General features: G+C 42.1%; 13 protein-coding genes and 1 other RNA gene. 13 read left to right on the forward strand and 1 reads right to left on the reverse strand.

What is annotated here, in order from left to right; translation table 11 throughout:
* The first annotated feature begins 109 nt into the window (after positions 1-109).
* From JGK36_RS22670 to JGK36_RS22730, 13 genes are all read left to right on the forward strand, one after another.
* Positions 110-1,642, forward strand: coding sequence for a hypothetical protein (locus JGK36_RS22670; protein WP_293197064.1), 1,533 nt, complete (start codon positions 110-112; stop codon positions 1,640-1,642).
* A gap of 1 nt (position 1,643) precedes the next feature.
* A complete protein-coding gene (locus tag JGK36_RS22675) occupies positions 1,644-3,956 on the forward strand; it encodes a hypothetical protein (RefSeq protein WP_293176255.1) in 2,313 nt (770 codons plus the stop codon).
* A gap of 234 nt (positions 3,957-4,190) precedes the next feature.
* A complete protein-coding gene (locus tag JGK36_RS22680) occupies positions 4,191-5,951 on the forward strand; it encodes a serine/threonine-protein kinase (protein WP_293197065.1) in 1,761 nt (586 codons plus the stop codon).
* Positions 5,952-6,300: 349 nt separating this feature from the next.
* Positions 6,301-6,691, forward strand: a transfer-messenger RNA (tmRNA) gene (ssrA, locus tag JGK36_RS22685).
* Positions 6,692-7,255: 564 nt separating this feature from the next.
* Positions 7,256-8,374 carry an NADH-quinone oxidoreductase subunit NuoH gene (nuoH, locus tag JGK36_RS22690; RefSeq protein WP_293176334.1) on the forward strand — a complete coding sequence of 373 codons (1,119 nt, stop codon included), beginning with the start codon at positions 7,256-7,258 and terminating at the stop codon, positions 8,372-8,374.
* A gap of 98 nt (positions 8,375-8,472) precedes the next feature.
* Positions 8,473-9,051, forward strand: a complete 579-nt coding sequence (gene ndhI, locus JGK36_RS22695; protein ID WP_293176251.1) for an NAD(P)H-quinone oxidoreductase subunit I — start codon at positions 8,473-8,475, stop codon at positions 9,049-9,051.
* 33 nt (positions 9,052-9,084) lie between these two features.
* Positions 9,085-9,243: a hypothetical protein gene (locus JGK36_RS22700; RefSeq protein ID WP_293176249.1), complete on the forward strand. Its 159-nt coding sequence runs from the start codon at positions 9,085-9,087 to the stop codon at positions 9,241-9,243.
* Between the two features lie 16 nt (positions 9,244-9,259).
* The gene (locus JGK36_RS22705; RefSeq protein WP_293176247.1) at positions 9,260-9,883 is read left to right on the forward strand and encodes an NADH-quinone oxidoreductase subunit J; all 624 of its coding nucleotides are present in this window, start codon (positions 9,260-9,262) and stop codon (positions 9,881-9,883) included.
* A 124-nt stretch (positions 9,884-10,007) separates the two neighbouring features.
* Positions 10,008-10,313 (forward strand): NADH-quinone oxidoreductase subunit NuoK, encoded by a 306-nt coding sequence (nuoK, locus tag JGK36_RS22710; RefSeq protein ID WP_228042566.1) that lies wholly within the window; start codon positions 10,008-10,010, stop codon positions 10,311-10,313.
* 781 nt (positions 10,314-11,094) lie between these two features.
* Entirely contained in the window at positions 11,095-13,500 is a 2,406-nt protein-coding gene (locus JGK36_RS22715; protein ID WP_293197066.1) for an ATP-binding protein, read from the forward strand.
* A 7-nt stretch (positions 13,501-13,507) separates the two neighbouring features.
* Entirely contained in the window at positions 13,508-15,406 is a 1,899-nt protein-coding gene (locus JGK36_RS22720; RefSeq protein ID WP_293176243.1) for an ATP-binding protein, read from the forward strand.
* A gap of 47 nt (positions 15,407-15,453) precedes the next feature.
* Positions 15,454-15,849: a response regulator gene (locus tag JGK36_RS22725; protein WP_293176241.1), complete on the forward strand. Its 396-nt coding sequence runs from the start codon at positions 15,454-15,456 to the stop codon at positions 15,847-15,849.
* A 22-nt stretch (positions 15,850-15,871) separates the two neighbouring features.
* Positions 15,872-17,161, forward strand: coding sequence for an adenylate/guanylate cyclase domain-containing protein (locus tag JGK36_RS22730; protein ID WP_293176239.1), 1,290 nt, complete (start codon positions 15,872-15,874; stop codon positions 17,159-17,161).
* Positions 17,162-17,370: 209 nt separating this feature from the next.
* Here the strand turns inward: JGK36_RS22730 and folB are convergent, their stop codons facing one another.
* A complete protein-coding gene (gene folB / locus JGK36_RS22735; protein ID WP_293176237.1) occupies positions 17,371-17,727 on the reverse strand; it encodes a dihydroneopterin aldolase in 357 nt (118 codons plus the stop codon).
* Between the last annotated feature and the right edge of the window lie 97 nt (positions 17,728-17,824).

Here is a 17,824-nt window from a genome sequence, read left to right on the forward strand (position 1 = left end):
GAAAAAAATGTGCCTCAAATTTTAAGACTGAGATGTGCGTATTTAAATAATGACATCAAGCTAGGTATTTCTACTTAGTCAAAAAGTGGGATGCTCCCAAAACACGTATTTGAATGAGCTGGTTGAAAAAGCAGGGGAGAAAATCTTCTTTATATCGGCTTATCAGTCAGCTTCCAAAGGATTGAATCCGATTATTAAAAATCCTAACGGCGATGAAAAAGATTTCGACTCTTTAGCTTTGTTAATGGACAGTTACTATACAGTAATGGGCCCATCGCTGAACAAATCAAAAGATTCTGGATTATCTATGACGCTTTACCATTTTGCGTTGATGAAAAGTATTGTAAACTTGGGAGACTCTAATATTGAAATCAAAGATTTCAACCAATACCTCAGCCGACCAGAAGCTGGAGAATTTCGACAGCAGCAACACCAGATTTTATTAGGGAAACAAGTTTTGCAAGCGATCGGCAGATCTGAGAGACGCGATTTTCCTAACCAAGTGGTAAAAATATTTGTTAATGAAGAAACCAGAAAAAATTTAGTGAATTTTTACAGATACCTGGAAGGGAAAGAAAAGGAGGAAATTCGTAAATTTTCCGTTAACAACCACAAAGTTTACTTAAGCGTTCGAGAAGAAGAAAAAAAACGCTCGATTAAGGATTATGAAGATCATATTCTTGATGAGATTGATGCCACTATGGCTTTCCAAGCGTTTAAAACACAAATGTTGGAGGAAATCGATCGCTTTCATCTTAATCAACATAGTTTTGACATCACAAAATCGTGGGATGCGTTGCGCGATCCAATTGTTTTCAAAGACCCAGCTAAGTATCTGGAAAAGTTGCGAGATTCAGGGCTATTTCCTGCTGATTTTATTGAGTCATTATTCTATCACAACCCAGAACAAGTTGAATTTACGCCCTATTTAGCTTCCGAGGAAGAAAGCGGTAAAAAATTCCAGATTATCAGCGATAGCATCAATGGGGAAAAAATCTATCCTTACCAGAAGCGGTTATATCCTGAATATCTAAAAATTAGCGAGCGAGGCTATGACTTAGAAGGTAATGAAATTGGCTCCCTAGATCCTTCGACTGATTTAATCTACAGACTCTACAACAATTTGATGCCACAACCTGAAGTTTTTAATACTTATATTCCGCGTCCGAATTTCTTTTACGATGTGTTGTATCCTTCACTGGCTGAAAATTTTGTGGAACGCTGGATTCAAGATGTAGTTTTCAAAGAAGGTAAAGACTGGAAAGCCATAAAATCCATCTATCGTTTTGAGCCATTGCGAGATTTAAAAAAATATTGTAAACTATACGAGCGGTTTGATTTGTACTATGTCAAGGAGAATACGTTATTTTGTATTGATGTTAAAGCTTGGAGCGTACCTTCGGGAAATCGCCTGTCAAAAAAGACGCTGGATAAAACCGAAAACAAGCTGAAGGAAATTGTTTCAGACTATCCAGAATTTAGCACCGCAAGGGGGTTACTTCTTAACTTGCACGCCGCCCAAGAAAAAAATCAACAATACTCACCCACGCTATTTTCGGGAAATTTAATTTTCTTTGACGATCGCAATTGTCCAGTAGAATCCAATATCCTCAAAGAGTTTTTGTTTACAAAGGAGAAATAAAATGAAAAATAAAACAGCAGCATTATCAGATATATCGCGAACCAATCAACTAAAAATTTTAGAAAATCCACAAGAAGTTGCCGAAAAACTGCGTAAGTATCTATTTAAAGAGGGACAAGGGATAGAACATTTTGAGCTTAAATATCCGATTGCTGAAGATAAAGATTCTGAAAATGAGGATTCACGGCCTACCTTTTATAAAGAGCGGCATAAATACATTAAAGCTCAAGTCCAAGAAAGACTTGCTGCACATGGGGAGAAACGAGAAAAATCAGAAATTCAATACTTCCTCTCATATACTGGGGGCAAAAAATATGTGTTCTTTTTATCCCCTAATAAAAATCATTCTGGATGGCAAAAGTTATTTACAGACAATTCTAGCGCTCGAGAAAGAATTTTCAACCTCATTTTCAAGTTTTATATTCTGTCTCAAGGCTTATACTTTGAGACACTGAATGGTTTTGAAGAATTACTGTTACTCCATTCCAGGGATCTCAGCAAATCGAAAGAGGCTCTTTTTGTGTGGGGACAAAACTTGTTAATCAAATACAATCAACATGGCGTACTCACATTAACCTTGTCTCGAAAACACCGACTCTTCTTACCAAAAGATAGCTACAGTACCATAGATGGTGATGATTTAGGAGATTTGTTGGTCTACAACGATAAGAACTACTACTTCGATCGTGACCTAGATGCTAGGAAAAAAAATAAAATAAATTTTATGCAATTTGGTAGCGATCCCAAAAATTATGACCAGTTCAAAAAGACTCAGCTTTATCATTACCAAAACCTCATGACAAAACTTGAGGACTTTTTAAGTGAGTGCCAGATTAAATTTAAATCTCTTGATTTTCACGCTGACCACTACTTAGAAAACCCTTTTATCAAAAACATAGAATCTGTAGAATCCTTAGAGATTATTAACAATACTGGAGTCGATTTAACAGAAGATGACCGACAATTTTTGCAATGCTTTCTGAAACATCAAGGGATATCTACGATCGCATTTTACAATGATGGAAAAACTGTTAGTACCTACGAACAAGTACCTGACGGTGAGGACGGGGTTTGCTGGAAAATTACGGAATCTATTAAATGGTCAGATATTCAACTCGAACCGAAAAAAAACTATTTGGTTTTCAATAAACTTTTGGAGGAAGAAGCGGGTTCGATGGCTTATCAAGCAAAAAACGATCTGTGGTATCCATCAACAACAATAGATAATAAATCGTCAGTAGATTTCTATTCACAGTTAAAGAAAAGATTTAACTATTTGGAGACGGGACTATTTTTTAGCACGCAGGGGATAGATATACCAAAATTTCGTGCTGTGGGAGATGATAAAACTGATTTTGCGGTTTTTAATTATACAAATTGGAAAATTGATAGAGATAGTCTCCACAAGGAGACGCAATCTTTTACAGAAGGGAAAATCTTGGATGTAGAGGGTTCTATTTTTTGTTATCTAAAAGAACAAGCAGATAGCAAACAATGGGAAAGTTTCTGCGATAAATACAAGATAAAGATTTCACCTAAATTTCAGAAAGTATTGATTGAGTTGGGAATTAAGAACTGGATCGCGCAGAGTCTTGCAAATCCGAACTTGGGCTTGCCTATTACTCATCAATCATTTCCTGAAAAACAATTTTTTAGTATTTATGTACGCAGCCCCAAAAACAAGGAACCTAAAGCGGTTGCGGTAGAATTTATCTACAAAGATGGTTGCATATATATAAAAAATGTAATGCGAGATATGAAACAAATAGAAACGAAATTTCGATTAATAAGGAAAAAAAATCAGTCAGAAAAATTAATTAACGATCAAAAATATTTTGTAGATGAATCAGAGAAGCTGTATATTAGTTGTTATACAGATGATAGGTATACGCCAACCTTAATTGGACGGATTGGTATTATTGAAGACTTGGAAAGCGGAGAATTAACAATAGACCGCAAAAACAAAGGTGAAAATAGTAGTAGATTGTTACCTTTGGTATCCCATTACAACAGCGAGATTAAACCTATTAACAGAATCCAAAATATGATAAGTTTGGATTTGAAGAACGAAACATTTATTCAGTATTATGTTCCTCCCGCACAAAATATCGGAGACTCGATTAAGAAAGGGTTTAAAGTCTATCATTTGATTGGGAAGAGAGATTCAGGAGAGTCAATTCCTAGATCTGAGCTTATCGAGCATCCCATCGCAGCTTTACATTTTAGTACGCTAACTCAAAATGTTTTAAAAATCGGTGATAACAGTCAATCGTCATTGTTACAAAAAGTAGCACAAGTATTAATTGAAAATTGAAACAAGGCTGAATTTGAATGCTGATTTCAGAAAAAATCCAGATATTTCAGCGATCGGAGAAGAGTATCGGATACACTCACATCTGGTGTGAGGCAGGAGAAAAGTATCAACGTCAGATAGCAAACCTGCTACTTAGAGCCGATCGCACTTCTCGATCGCCATTTAGACTGGTAACTGAGCAAACCATATGTGCCATAATCAGCCATATTATTTGAAGTGCGATCGCCCGAACCTATGGATGCGCTCATCGGCAAAACTTTACAGGGTGGAAAGTACACCCTCGAACAAGAATTGGGACGCGGTGGCTTTGGAATTACCTTCAAGGCAACTCACCGCTATTTAGGACAGCCTGTCGTTATTAAAACCCTCAACGAATCCCTGCGGCGACAACCAAATTTTGCCGAGTTCGATCGCAAGTTTCAAGACGAAGCAAGGCGGTTGGCTTCCTGCGTCCATCCGAATATAGTGCGCGTCAGCGACTTCTTTGTCGAAGACGGACAGCCTTACATGGTAATGGACTACATAGCCGGTCAGAATTTGGGCGATGTAGTCGGTACAAACAATCCCCTCCCCGAAAATCTGGCAATTCTCTACATCACTCAAATTGGGGCTGCTTTGAAAGCAGTTCATCAAAAGGGTTTGCTGCATCGAGATATCAAACCCCAAAACATTTTATTGCGCCAAGGTACTCAGGAAGTCGTGCTGATCGATTTTGGCATTTCCCGCGAGTTTACAGCAGGTGCAACTCAAAGTCACACTAATATGGTGTCCGACGGTTACGCACCACCAGAACAGTATTTCGCCCAAGGAAAATATACGCCAGCCACCGATGTTTACGGGCTAGCGGCGACGCTTTACACTTTACTCACAGCCAGGGTGCCCGTGGCTGCCATTTTGCGTACCAGTCAGCCGATGCCTTCACCCCGCGACTTGCGGCCAGACTTAAGTGTGACTGTGAGTCAAGCGGTGATGCGGGGGATGACGGTAGAGGCTCAAAATCGCCCTGCTAGCGTGGATGAGTGGCTGTCGCTGCTGCACGGGCAGGGTGCAGGGTCGGACACCGGGCCGACGCTGGCGGTGATGCCGGGACACGGCCCTCAGTCGCCTGCAACTCTTAAAACAGCGCCTGCTGTGGTGACGAATGGGGGCAGCAACCGCAAGGTTTGGTTGATTTTGGCGTTTGTGACGATCGCACTTATATTCGGTGGTTTAGTCGGGATTGCGAGGATTTTCTTCAACGGACAATCTTCGGAACCGGCACCGATGGCGAAGGACGATCGCACTTCCACCCCCGCAGATCCAGACGCGCGCACCAGCCCCGCACCAATTCCCACTCCCACACCCGCACCAATTCCCCCTCGCCGAGAAACTCCGTCGCCTGCTGCTGAAACTCCCGCGCCAACTCCAACTCGAACTCCAACTCCAACTCCCGCGCCAACTCCAACTCCGGCCCCAACTCCAGCACCAACAACAACTCCAACACCTGAGGCTGGGAAACCCACACCAGCGGAAAAACTGGTTGACAAGCAATTGCCGCCCGATCGATCGCCCCCACCCAGCGAACAACCAGGAACCGGTTATCAGAAGACTCCCACTATCCCAGGGTTTGCCGTTGGTACGCCGGAAAGTCAGATTGTAAGTGCACTGGGAGATCCCACAGACTCTCAATCCCGCGGCTATTGGCCGAATACTCGCACCGCACTTTATGAATTGCTGCCGAACCGGGTGACTCTGGGCTATATTTACGATCGCAATTCCGAACAACTCGTGCAAACAGAGGGTTCTTTTGCCCAGTCGGTGGACGATTTGGTAGTCCGAACCGCGTTAAACGGCATGGTGGGCGGCGCAGATAAGGAGATTTTGCAAGGGTTCCGGGACGTGCAGCAACGTCGCACCAATCGGTTTAATTTTCAGAAAGGTTCGCTGAAAGGGACGATCGAACGCAACAATCGCGATCGAATTTACATCGGCGTCTGGGACAAAACTTTGCATTAGAAATCTTCCACCGGTGTAGAGAAACCGGGTTTTTTAACGAAAATATTTGCCCAAAATGCTCATTCTCACAGTTGGCGATCGCAAGTGTCACAATACTTAAAGGTTTTTTAGGTACGTAGTTGCGCTTCAGCGCTCAAGCGCAACTACGTACCTTTTTGAATCTGTCTCGGTTAAAAAACCCGGTTTCTTGGTAGTGCGGCCTCTACTATTTGCCAAACAATCCCCAATCCCCAATCCAAAATCCCCAATCCTCAATTCAAAATCCAAAATCTTCAATCCAAAATCTAAAATCTAAAATCCAAAATCGATTGACGTTATACAAAATATTAGCTATGATTAGAGAACACGAGGGGCTGTAATGGTTTCGACAGGGTGGCGAAAGCTGCTCCGTGATGCAGGTCGAGAGGGAGTCTACTCTCGTTAATATCGGCTCAAAAAAAATAGTAAATGCGAACAACATCGTTCCTTTCGCTCGCAAAGCCGTAGCTGTAGCCTAAAAACTTCTCTAGCTTGGTTCAGAGTGTATGCCGCTTAACTCCGTTAAAGGCAGCATAACAACCCCCAACGGATGCCCTAGCTAAACGTTTCTAGTCGTCTAGCCGGGAAAGCAATCACTAGAAAATCCTCCCATTTAGGATAAAGATGGTTCCCGCCCCAAGGATCAGAGGGGATAAACCTGTGAACGATCGGAAGGTAAATACCCATTTTGGACGGCAGTTCGATTCTGCCCAGTTCCATAAAAAAGGTAGCGTAAAATCAATGGTTTAAGCCATTTGAAAGTTACCTTAAAGCATAAAAAGGGCAGAGAATTAATTCTCTGCCCTTTTTGTTTGGGCTATATCTCAAAGGAGTGATATCAAATCCGGTAGCATCGGAATTATTAGTAGCCAAAATCAGGAGACGGCAGTGCCGTGTCCCTACCGACAAATATTGTAGGGAGACGGCACTGCCCTGGACTCTATATCATTCTGGTGTAACCGGAATTGATATCATATCAATTTCATTAGTATCGCAATGATATAAACGGACGAAACGGCAGTGCCGTGTCCCTACAATTAATCATGGTAGGGACAGGGCACTGCCGTCTCCTCTTCATTCCTCAACCATAAGTTAGCAACCCATTAGTCAAGCTTGGGGATCAGATAACTATAACTTCCCCTCATCTATCGGTTCTTGGGGCCTGTCCGGCGATATACTGATATGCGGTAAAGCATTAAAAATCTTTACAAACACCCAAATCTCCAAGCCTACTCCTACTAAGGATGGGTGAAAAATTATATGGCGATCGCTCAAAAGCTGGAAACATGAACCCAGGAATTGACTTACAAGGAAGTTTTGTAGAAGCCCTGACGAATTTGGGCTTACCGGCGGACATCGCCCACGTGCTTTGGCTACCACTGCCAATGGTGCTGATGGTTGTCGGTGCTGTATTCGGGGTACTGACTAGCGTCTGGCTAGAGCGGAAAATTTCCGCCGCCGCTCAACAGCGGATTGGCCCGGAATTTCTCGGCCCCCTGGGAGTCCTAGCACCCGTTGCCGATGGCATGAAGTTGGTATTCAAAGAAGACATTGTACCGGCAAAAGCTGACGCGCTGCTGTTCACGCTCGGCCCGGTAATTGTCGTGATTCCAGTGTTTCTGTCCTACTTGATCGTACCCTTCGGAGAGCATATGCTCATCGCCGATATGGGGACAGCGATATTTCTCTGGATTGCTCTTTCTAGCATTCAGCCGATCGGCTTGCTGATGTCGGGCTATGCTTCTAACAACAAATACGCTCTCCTCGGCGGACTCAGAGCCGCTGCTCAATCCCTCAGCTACGAAATTCCCCTAGCTTTGGCAGTATTGGCAGTTGTGATGATGTCCAACAGCTTAAGTACGATCGACATCGTACACCAACAAGCCGGCTACGGCATCATCGGCTGGAACGTCTGGCGACAACCCGCAGGTTTCCTGATTTTCTGGATTGCAGCACTAGCCGAATGCGAACGTTTACCCTTTGACTTACCCGAAGCAGAAGAAGAATTGGTAGCAGGATATCAGACTGAGTATACAGGCATGAAATTTGCCTTATACTACATCGCTTCCTACGTTAACCTCGTCCTTTCTTGCCTGCTAGTAGCCGTTTTGTACCTCGGTGGTTGGGAATGCCCGATTCCCGTCGGAGTTATCACAAATGCCCTGGGATTGAGCGAAACAACTCCTTGGTTACAGGTAATTACCGGCACGCTGGGCATTACAATGACCTTGTTGAAAGCCTACTTTTTCCTGTTCTTGGCAGTTCTGCTCCGTTGGACTCTGCCACGAGTTCGGATTGACCAATTGCTAGATTTGGGATGGAAGTTTTTGCTTCCGGTTGCTCTAGTTAACTTGCTATTGACCGCAGCTTTGAAACTTGCCTTTCCCTTTGCTTTTGGCGGTTAATTCATAATAGGTAAAGGGCAACAGAAAAAATACCTGTTAACCAATTACCTATTATCAATTAGTAATTACCAAAAACTCAAGTACAGAGAGAGAACACGATGCTAAAATTCCTCAATCAAGTAGGCGCATACGCCAAAGAGACTGTTCAAGCTGCTAAGTATATCGGCCAAGGGCTAGCTGTGACCTTCGATCACATGAGACGCCGCCCGGTTACAGTGCAGTATCCTTACGAAAAACTAATTCCTTCCGAACGTTTTCGGGGCAGAATTCACTTTGAATTTGACAAGTGCATCTCCTGCGAAGTCTGTGTTCGAGTATGTCCAATCAACTTACCTGTGGTGGATTGGGAATTTAACAAAGAAACTAAGAAGAAGCAACTCAAGCACTACAGTATCGATTTCGGGGTGTGTATCTTCTGCGGTAACTGTGTAGAATATTGTCCGACTAATTGCTTGTCGATGACAGAAGAATACGAGTTGGCCGCCTACGAACGTCATGAATTGAATTATGACAATGTGGCACTAGGACGCTTGCCATACAAGGTTTCAGACGATCCGATGGTGACACCGTTGCGCGAATTCGCTTATTTGCCGAAAGGTGTGATGGACCCTCATGAAGTTTCCTACACCGATCGCCGTGCAGGCCTCCGCCCAGAGGAAATTCAGGAAAGTAAGTAATGGGAATGGGGAATGGGGAATCGGTAATTGGGAATGGGGAATGGGGAATGGGGAATCGGTAATAAGTTATTGGAACTAACAAACAACAAATTACCAACTACCAACTACCAATTACCAATTGCCAATTACCAATTGCCAATTACCAATTCTCAATTACCAATGCCCAATTACCGATGGCCAATGCCCAATTAACAAAGGATTAAATATTGTGAATCTAGCCGAAGGGGTTCAAATTGTTTCATTTGGCATACTCGCCGTAATGATGATTGGAGGAGCATTAGGAGTAGTCCTGTTCTCCAACATCGTTTACTCAGCATTTCTGCTGTGTGGCGTATTTACCAGCATTGCCGGCTTGTACCTATTGTTGAATGCTGACTTTGTAGCAGCAGCCCAAATCTTAATTTATGTTGGCGCTGTTAACGTCTTAATTTTGTTTGCCATCATGTTGGTAAACAAACGAGAAGAGTTCCGCACAATTCCTAACGCTTGGGTGCGTCAAGTCGCAACCGCAGTCGTTTGTGCTGGTTTGTTTGCACTTTTGGGCACGATGGTAGTGTCTACTCCTTGGGCAATTGTGACAACGACGGGAGCACCCGCCGAAAGTTCGATCGTGACGATCGCCAAACACTTCTTCACCGACTATTTGCTACCTTTCGAGTTAGCATCGGTATTTTTGTTGATGGCAATGGTAGGAGCAATTGTGTTGGCGCGCCGCGATTTCTTTGCGGATGAACTGTCCGTGAAGCAATCAGATACACCAGCTTTTAGTTTGCCTGAACGCCCCCGCGAATTAGTTTCAGCCGGTGATGTTTCTTCACCGGAAACAAAGTAATTGTAGGGTGTGCACTGCGTACCTATCTGTTCGTCAGGCGAGAAACCTGGTTTCTGTTCGCAGCCTCTGTATCTGCCTGTTTTGTAGTAATTTAGACTGAGAGCAACTCCCAAAAATTATGCAACTGCAACTCCAGTATTTCCTGTTATTAGCTGCTGCACTTTTCTGCATTGGCATTTACGGTTTAATTACCAGCCGAAACGCCGTGCGGGTATTAATGTCGATCGAGTTGATGCTGAATGCAGTCAATCTCAATCTGATGGGTTTTTCTAACTATCTTGACCCCGTACAGATTAAAGGTCAAGTATTTACTGTTTTTGTAGTAACCGTTGCGGCTGCTGAGGCTGCTGTTGGTTTGGCGATCGTCTTGGCGATTTACCGCAACCGCAATACCGTAGACATGGAAGAGTTTAATCTGCTGAAATGGTAATCAGCGGTCATTAAGCTGTCAGAATTAAGGTGGAGGGTTGACCAAATTGGGGAATTTCGGTGTTTTAGCTCAAATATCCCCAACCCTCAACCCAATAAATTAGAAGCAAAAGACCATCAAGGGCGATCGGCTAATAGAGATAAGCTTGAAATGTTTTCAGATGTCGCAAAACTATAAAATGTCTGAAAAGTATCGTGTAATACCACTTCAAACAACTTCAAACCAAAGCTCCCAGAGCAGTTGGTAAAAATCCTAATTACTGCCAATTCTCAATAAAGTCGCTGTAGAATACAGCAATACAGATAATTTTTCTCACCAATACTTCGGACGGGTGCATCTGGCGCAAGGCAAATATGTTTGTAGGGGCGAAGCATGACCGAAATCAATATGAGATGATAACTAATAACTTATATGCGGTCATGCTTCGCCCTCTTGAAAAGTGAGATGCACTCCTTCGGACAGTATTCGATCGCCAAGAAGAGCATCAAAGTTTCAAGGGGAGTCGGTAATCGAGTTGCCAACGGAAAATCAAGGGTTTCAGACTACAACTAAAAACTGTCCGGACTATTGCTCATAATTGTAGCTTATTTTAAATATCGCGATCCCGAAAGGGTGCAGTAGCGATCTGAATTTTGGAAACTTTGCTACTTGTAAGGAGTTTTTGTGTTACTTAAGTTCGGGTATCTTAAAAATTAGCAATTCCCGATTGTAACCTACCGAATTCATTGGGACTATCGTACCATTTTTTTAACTTATATTGAGTCATATCGGACAATCTAGTATGAGAAAAATTCAAAAACATACTGGTAAAGCCTTTGTAACTGCTGCGAGCGCAGCCTTATCAATTCTGGCGGCTACCATGATTCTCGATCGCTCGGAAACTCAGCGATTTCAGGAACAACAACAGGCAGATACTCTCAATCAACTAAGTACCGTGCGAGCCCGTTTGGAAGGGGCAATTAACACCAGACTTCTTCTCGTAGAAGCTTTAGTCACTCATGCTTCAACCCGTCCCGAACTCACCCAAGATGAATTTACCGCTATTGCTTCTCCTCTGTTGGAGAGGTATCGAGGGATTCGGAGTACGAACCTAGCCAAAAAATCGGCGATTAGTCATATTTATCCGGTTGTAGGCAACGAAAAAGCTGTTGGGTTAAACTTAGCAGCAACGCCGACCCAAAAAGAAGCTGTCGATCGAACTATTGCCTCCAAAAAATCGGTTGTTGCCGGCCCGGTTAAACTCGTACAAGGCGGTACTGCATTTATTAATAGATCGCCTATTTTTGTCAAATCAATAGAGGGAAAATCTGAATATTGGGGACTCGCGAGTATTTTGGTCAATCCCGAAACTATCTATGAAGAAGCCGGATTGTTACAAGAATCATCTAACTTAAAATATGTACTGCGTGGCAAAGATGGATTGGGGGAAAAAGGTGAGATTTTTTTCGGCAATGGGGCAATTTTTCAGGAAAAACCCGTTTTTCTTTCCGTCACGTTACCGAACGGTTCTTGGCAGTTGGCCGCCGTTCCTAAAACTGGATGGTATGACCATTCACCAGTTACTATTTGGTTGAGGGGAGGAGGTATGACGATCGCACTTGTGGGAAGCATCGGTGTCTTCATTTTAGCTAGCGAACCGGCACGGTTGCAATTGGCGATCGATCGCGCCACCGCCGCATTGCGCCAAAATGAAGAAACACTCAAACAGAAGAATACCGAGATGAAAGCCTTAAATTCAGCGTTATCTGAAAGCGAAGGCCGCCTATCGCAATTCCTCGATGCCATGCCCATTGGTGTTTTTGTCACTGACAGTCACGGAAATCCCTACTACACCAATCAAACTGGACAGCATCTTCTCGGTCAAGGTGTGGTAGCATCCGTTGCCGAACAAATTCAGATTCAATACAAAATTTACCAAGCTGGTAGCGATCGCATTTATCCTCAAGAATCAGATCCCCTGTTAAATGCGTTGCAAGGAAAAAGCGTGCGTCGCGAGGATATGGAAATTCATCATCCAGACAAAATTATTCCCATTGAAAGCGCAGGAACGCCGATTTACGATGCGGATGGAAACCTAAGTTATGCGATCGCAGCTTTCCAGGATATCACCGAACGCAAACAAGCTGAAAAATTGCGCGAAGATTACAATCGAACATTAGAGGAACAAGTTGCCGAACGCACAGCCGAACTATCCCAAACCTTAACCGAACTCCAACTAACTCAAGATGAATTAGTGCAATCGGAAAAAATGGCAGCATTAGGTCAACTCGTAGCAGGAGTTGCTCACGAAATTAACACCCCGTTAGGAGCAATTCGCTCTTCTGTTAGTTATATTACCGACTTTCTCAACGAAAACCTCAGCCAATTTCCCACATTATTTCGCGAACTTACCCCAGAACGAGAAACACAATTTTTGGAATTGTTGCAACGATCCATTACCAACACCACGATCGTATCCGGTCGCGAACGCCGACAACTCAGAAAAACAATTACTAGCCAACTCGCAGCCCAAAACATTGAGAAATCTGAAGGATTAGCCAATATCCTCCTCGACTTAGGAGTTCACGATCGCCTCGAACCTTTATTCTCACTTCTACGACAAAGCGACAGCGACCAATTTCTCAAAACTGTACGGGCCTTTGTGCGCTTGCAGGCCAGCACCCGAGATATTAACATCGCCAGCGATCGTGCCGCCAAAGCCGTGTTTGCCCTAAAAACCTACGCCCGACACGACTCTAGCGGTGAAACAATCGAAGCCAACATCCTCGACGGCATAGATGCAGTTTTGACCCTCTATCAAAGTCAGATCAGACAGGGTATAGAATTAACTAAAAACTACGAACATATCCCACCCATTCAGTGTTATTTTGACGAACTCAACCAAGTGTGGACGAATTTGATTCATAACGCCCTACAAGCGATGAATAACAAAGGATCTCTCACCGTTAACGCAATTCACAATCACGAAAATATCCAAATTAGCATTGCCGACAGTGGCACGGGGATTCCCCCAGAAATCCACTCGAAAATATTCCAACCTTTCTTTACCACTAAACCTCCAGGCGAAGGAAGCGGATTAGGACTGGATATCGTTCGCAAAATCGTTGCAAAACATCGGGGACAGATTACTTTTGAATCTCGTCCAGGTCAAACCACATTTACAGTTATCCTACCAATAGAGCGTTAAAAAAAAAATGAGTAAACCTATTGTGATTTGTATTGATGACGAGCAAATTGTTCTGGATAGCCTCATCCGAGAAATATCAGAATCTTTAGACAATGAATGCGATATTGAAACAGCACTGGGAGGTGCGGAAGCATTAGAGTTGGTGGATGAGTTAATCAAAGATGGTAGTGAAATTGCGCTGGTGATTTCTGACTATATCATGCCAGATATCAAAGGAGATGAAGTCCTACGATACGTTCACGAAAAACTCCCACAAACTCTAAAAATTATGTTGACAGGCGAGGCAACAGTTGAAGGAATCGTGAATGCGATTAACTCCGCAAAACTCTATCGATATATTTCCAAACCTTGGCACAAAGTCGATTTAAAATTAACAGTTAAAGAAGCAATTAAAAGTTACGTGCAGGAAAGAAAGCTAGCCGAACAGAATAAACGATTAATAGAAAATGAACAGCGATTGAGACATTTTTTAGAAGCTATGCCAATTGGTGTATCGGTTCATAACGCTCTGGGACAACTAACCTACGCCAATCAAAAATCTAAGGAATTGTTTGAAATCGCAGAAGGGACAATCTCGAATATCGAAAATTTACCCCATATTTATGCTTTGTATCAAAGCGAGCGCCAAGATTTGTGCCGATCGCCAGACTTGCCGATCGCGCGTTCTTTGTCAGGAGAAATAGTGCGAACTGACGATCTAGAAATTCATCAAGAAAAACGGATCGTTCCTTTAGAGATTTCTTCGACACCAATTCGCGATGAAACTGGAAAAATTTGTTATGCGATTGCCACTTTTTCCGATATTACAGAAAGGAAACAAGCCGAAAAACTTAGAGAGAATTACAATCGTAATTTAGAATCTCAAGTTTCCGAAAGAACGCAACAGCTACAGCAAAAAAACGAAGAACTTGCCAATACTTTAAAACAGCTAGAATCAGCTCAGCAGGAATTGATTCATTCTGAAAAAATGGCAGCATTAGGTCAACTGATTGCGGGAGTTGCCCACGAAATCAATACGCCTTTGGGTGCGATTCAATCCTCTGTTAAATATATTGGCGATTACTTCTCGGAAAATTTGGCTGCATTACCGACATGGTTTCGACAGTTGACACCCGAAAAAGAATTACAATTTAAGGAATTATTAGCGCGATCGCTGCTAAATCCTGCATTGATTTCTGGAAGGGAAAGACGACAACTGAGAAAAGCAATCGTCGCCCAACTAGAAACCCAAAATCTCAGTAATGCTGATACTCTTGCCAATTTGCTTCTCGATCTTAAAATCTACGAAAATATAGAACCTCTGTTCAATTTATTTCAAGAGCCCAGCAGCGAAATATTTCTCAAAACAGTCCGCTCTTTTGTGCGATTGCAAGAAAGCACTAGAGATATCAATACTGCCTCTGAAAGAGCTGCAAAAGTTGTATTTGCACTCAAAACCTATGCCAGACAAAATCTCAACGAGCAAAAAATTAAAGTCAATATTATCGAAGGATTAGAAGCAGTTCTGACACTTTATCAAAATCCAATCAAACATGGAGTAGAATTAATCAAAAACTATGAAGATTTGCCTCAGATCGAATGCTATTTCGATGAACTCAATCAAGTTTGGACAAACTTAATTCACAATGCTTTGCAAGCGATGAATTATCGGGGAATACTCAGAGTAGATGCCGCTCGATTGAATGGTAACATTGAAGTCAGTATTACCGATAGCGGTAATGGCATACCAGAAGAGATTCAAGATAAAATCTTTCAGCCATTTTTTACCACTAAGCCTCCAGGAGAGGGCAGCGGTTTAGGGCTGGACATCGTAAAAAAAATTATTGAAAAACATGGAGGGACAATTCATTTTCGATCGCTGCCTGGAAAAACTACTTTTATTGTGGCATTGCCAGCAGATCTTTAGAGTAATTTGATGTTAAATTGTTTGTAATTTCAGCAAAAAAAATAATTATGCCTAAGCTTGCAATTCTGTGTGTTGATGATGAAGTTGTTATTTTAAACAGCGTTTTGCGACAAATTCAAGAAGAATTTGATGACCAATATGTATATGAAACTGCCGAAAATGCAGAAGAAGCACTAGAAGTTTTAGACGAACTTTATGAAGAAGGAACTCAAGTCGTAATTATTGTTTCTGATTGGTTAATGCCGGGAATGAAAGGCGATGAATTGCTCGTTGAAGTCCAGAAAAGGTTTCCAGGAACGGTGAAAATTTTATTAACCGGACAGGCAGATGATGCAGCGATCGAACGAGCCCAAAAAGAAGCAGATCTTCATCATCTTATTCCCAAACCTTGGACAAAGCAAGAACTGATTAACTCCATCAAGTCGGGAATTGAAAAATTATAAATTAATCCCACCTTAGAGGAATATGAAAAAACCAGTCATTCTGTGTGTCGATGATGAGCAAATGATTCTTGATAGCCTCAGAAAAGAACTATCAGAAACCCTGGAAAATCAATATCAAATAGAAACAGCGCATGACGGGCATGAAGCGCTGCAAATGGTTGATGATTTATTAGAAGATGGTCATCAAATTGCTGTCGTGATTGCCGACTACATGATGCCCAGAATGAAAGGAGATGAAGTCTTAAAAGAAATTCACAACAAGTCTCCTTCAACAATTACAATCATGCTGACGGGGCAAGCGAGTATCGAGGGAGTCACCAATGCCATTAATACGGCAAAACTCTATCGGTACATAGCTAAGCCCTGGCAAGCTGAAGATTTATTTTTGACGATAACAGAGGCTACAAAAAGTTATATGCAAGCAAAAAATATAATTAAACAAAATATAGAATTAATTAAAATAAACCAAAATTTAATTTCTTTAAACACAGCTTGTTCTCGCTTCGTACCGGATGAGTTTCTAAAATTGTTGAACAAAGAAAATCTTGTCGATATTGAACTTGGTGATTCTGTGAAAAAAGAGATGTCAGTTATGTTTTCTGATATTCGATCGTTTACAAGTCTTTCAGAAACCATGCCTTTAGAAGATATTTTTAAATTTATTAACAGCTATTTTTCTATAATGGAACCCGCTATTATTGAGAATAATGGGTTAATTGACAAATATATTGGCGATGCGATTATGGCATTATTTGGTAGTGTTTATCATGCGGATTATGCCGTTAAGGCGGGAATTTCTATGCTCAAAAAACTTGCCGAATACAATCTAACCCGAAAAGCACGCGATCGCCCTCCCATTAAAATTGGCATCGGTATCAATACAGGAATGTTAATGCTTGGAACTGTCGGCGGAAAATTTCGTATGGACGGGACAACAATCGGCGATGCTGTGAATATAGCCTCCCGACTAGAAACTTTAACTAAGCTGTATGGCGTGCCTTTGTTGATTAGCGATTGCACATTTTTAGGGTTAAAAGATGCTAATCAATATTGCATTCGTTTAGTCGATCTTGTACAAGTTAAAGGCAAATCTAAAGTGGTATCCGTCTTTGAAGTCTTGGATGCAGATCCGCCGGAAATTCAAGAGCAAAAACTCGCTACTAAAACCGAGTTTGAGCAAGGGTTAGTATTTTACACAACAGAAGAATGGGAAGCTGCTTCCCGATGTTTTGAAAAATGCTTGCAGCATAATCCACAAGATACTGTAGCACAATTACACTGGAATCGATGCCAAAATAAATACTCGAATTAAAGGGCGATGAATGCTGGAAATAGTCGGATTATTGGTTATTTGAGAAGATATACCAATAACCAATAATCAATGATATCGTGTCCGATCAATTAACCGCAATTAGATTCGATCGCGCGTGGCCACGAAAGTCCGCAAAATGGAGCGGACTTGCGTGGGTACTACCAACTGTTTTTGTTATGGTAATTGACCGGAAATGATATGACTAATCACTAATGACTTCTAGTAATTTCTAGAGTGATTTTGCCTCCAAAATCAGGAATCGGGGCGGCAGGTTTTGAAAGTTGTAACTTAACTTTATCAACCAACGGTAGTTGTAAAAGCGCTTGGGCGATCGTATCTGCTAACCGTTCGATCAATAAAAACTTGGAGTTTTTGACTAACTCTTGAATCAGGGTAATGGCACTGCGGTAATCCAGAGTATGTTCAATATCATCACTTTTTCCAGCTTTCGACAAATCTAGCCAGAGAGTGACATCCACTTCAAACCACTGCCCCAAAACCTGCTCTTCCGGTAGGTAGCCCGTGTAGCCGTAGCAGCGAATTCCTGTAAGTTGAATACAATCCATTGTGAAATAAACTAAAAGTAAGTTGCCTATACCAAATTGTATTAAACCAGATAAAGTTATCCTGGGTGCATTTCAATTTGGAAAGGGCGAAGATATT

It is taken from the genome of Microcoleus sp. PH2017_35_SFW_U_B (assembly GCF_020737865.1).
Lineage (GTDB): Bacteria > Cyanobacteriota > Cyanobacteriia > Cyanobacteriales > Microcoleaceae > Microcoleus.

What these genes read in the sequence shown, in the direction of transcription:
- folB (WP_293176237.1), bottom strand. Translation starts at nt 17,727, where the DNA reads ATGGATTGTATTCAACTTACAGGAATTCGCTGCTACGGCTACACGGGC.
- ndhI (WP_293176251.1), top strand. Translation starts at nt 8,473, where the DNA reads ATGCTAAAATTCCTCAATCAAGTAGGCGCATACGCCAAAGAGACTGTT.
- JGK36_RS22730 (WP_293176239.1), top strand. Translation starts at nt 15,872, where the DNA reads ATGAAAAAACCAGTCATTCTGTGTGTCGATGATGAGCAAATGATTCTT.
- nuoH (WP_293176334.1), top strand. Translation starts at nt 7,256, where the DNA reads ATGAACCCAGGAATTGACTTACAAGGAAGTTTTGTAGAAGCCCTGACG.
- JGK36_RS22700 (WP_293176249.1), top strand. Translation starts at nt 9,085, where the DNA reads ATGGGGAATGGGGAATGGGGAATCGGTAATAAGTTATTGGAACTAACA.
- JGK36_RS22680 (WP_293197065.1), top strand. Translation starts at nt 4,191, where the DNA reads ATGGATGCGCTCATCGGCAAAACTTTACAGGGTGGAAAGTACACCCTC.
- JGK36_RS22725 (WP_293176241.1), top strand. Translation starts at nt 15,454, where the DNA reads ATGCCTAAGCTTGCAATTCTGTGTGTTGATGATGAAGTTGTTATTTTA.
- JGK36_RS22720 (WP_293176243.1), top strand. Translation starts at nt 13,508, where the DNA reads ATGAGTAAACCTATTGTGATTTGTATTGATGACGAGCAAATTGTTCTG.
- JGK36_RS22675 (WP_293176255.1), top strand. Translation starts at nt 1,644, where the DNA reads ATGAAAAATAAAACAGCAGCATTATCAGATATATCGCGAACCAATCAA.
- JGK36_RS22715 (WP_293197066.1), top strand. Translation starts at nt 11,095, where the DNA reads ATGAGAAAAATTCAAAAACATACTGGTAAAGCCTTTGTAACTGCTGCG.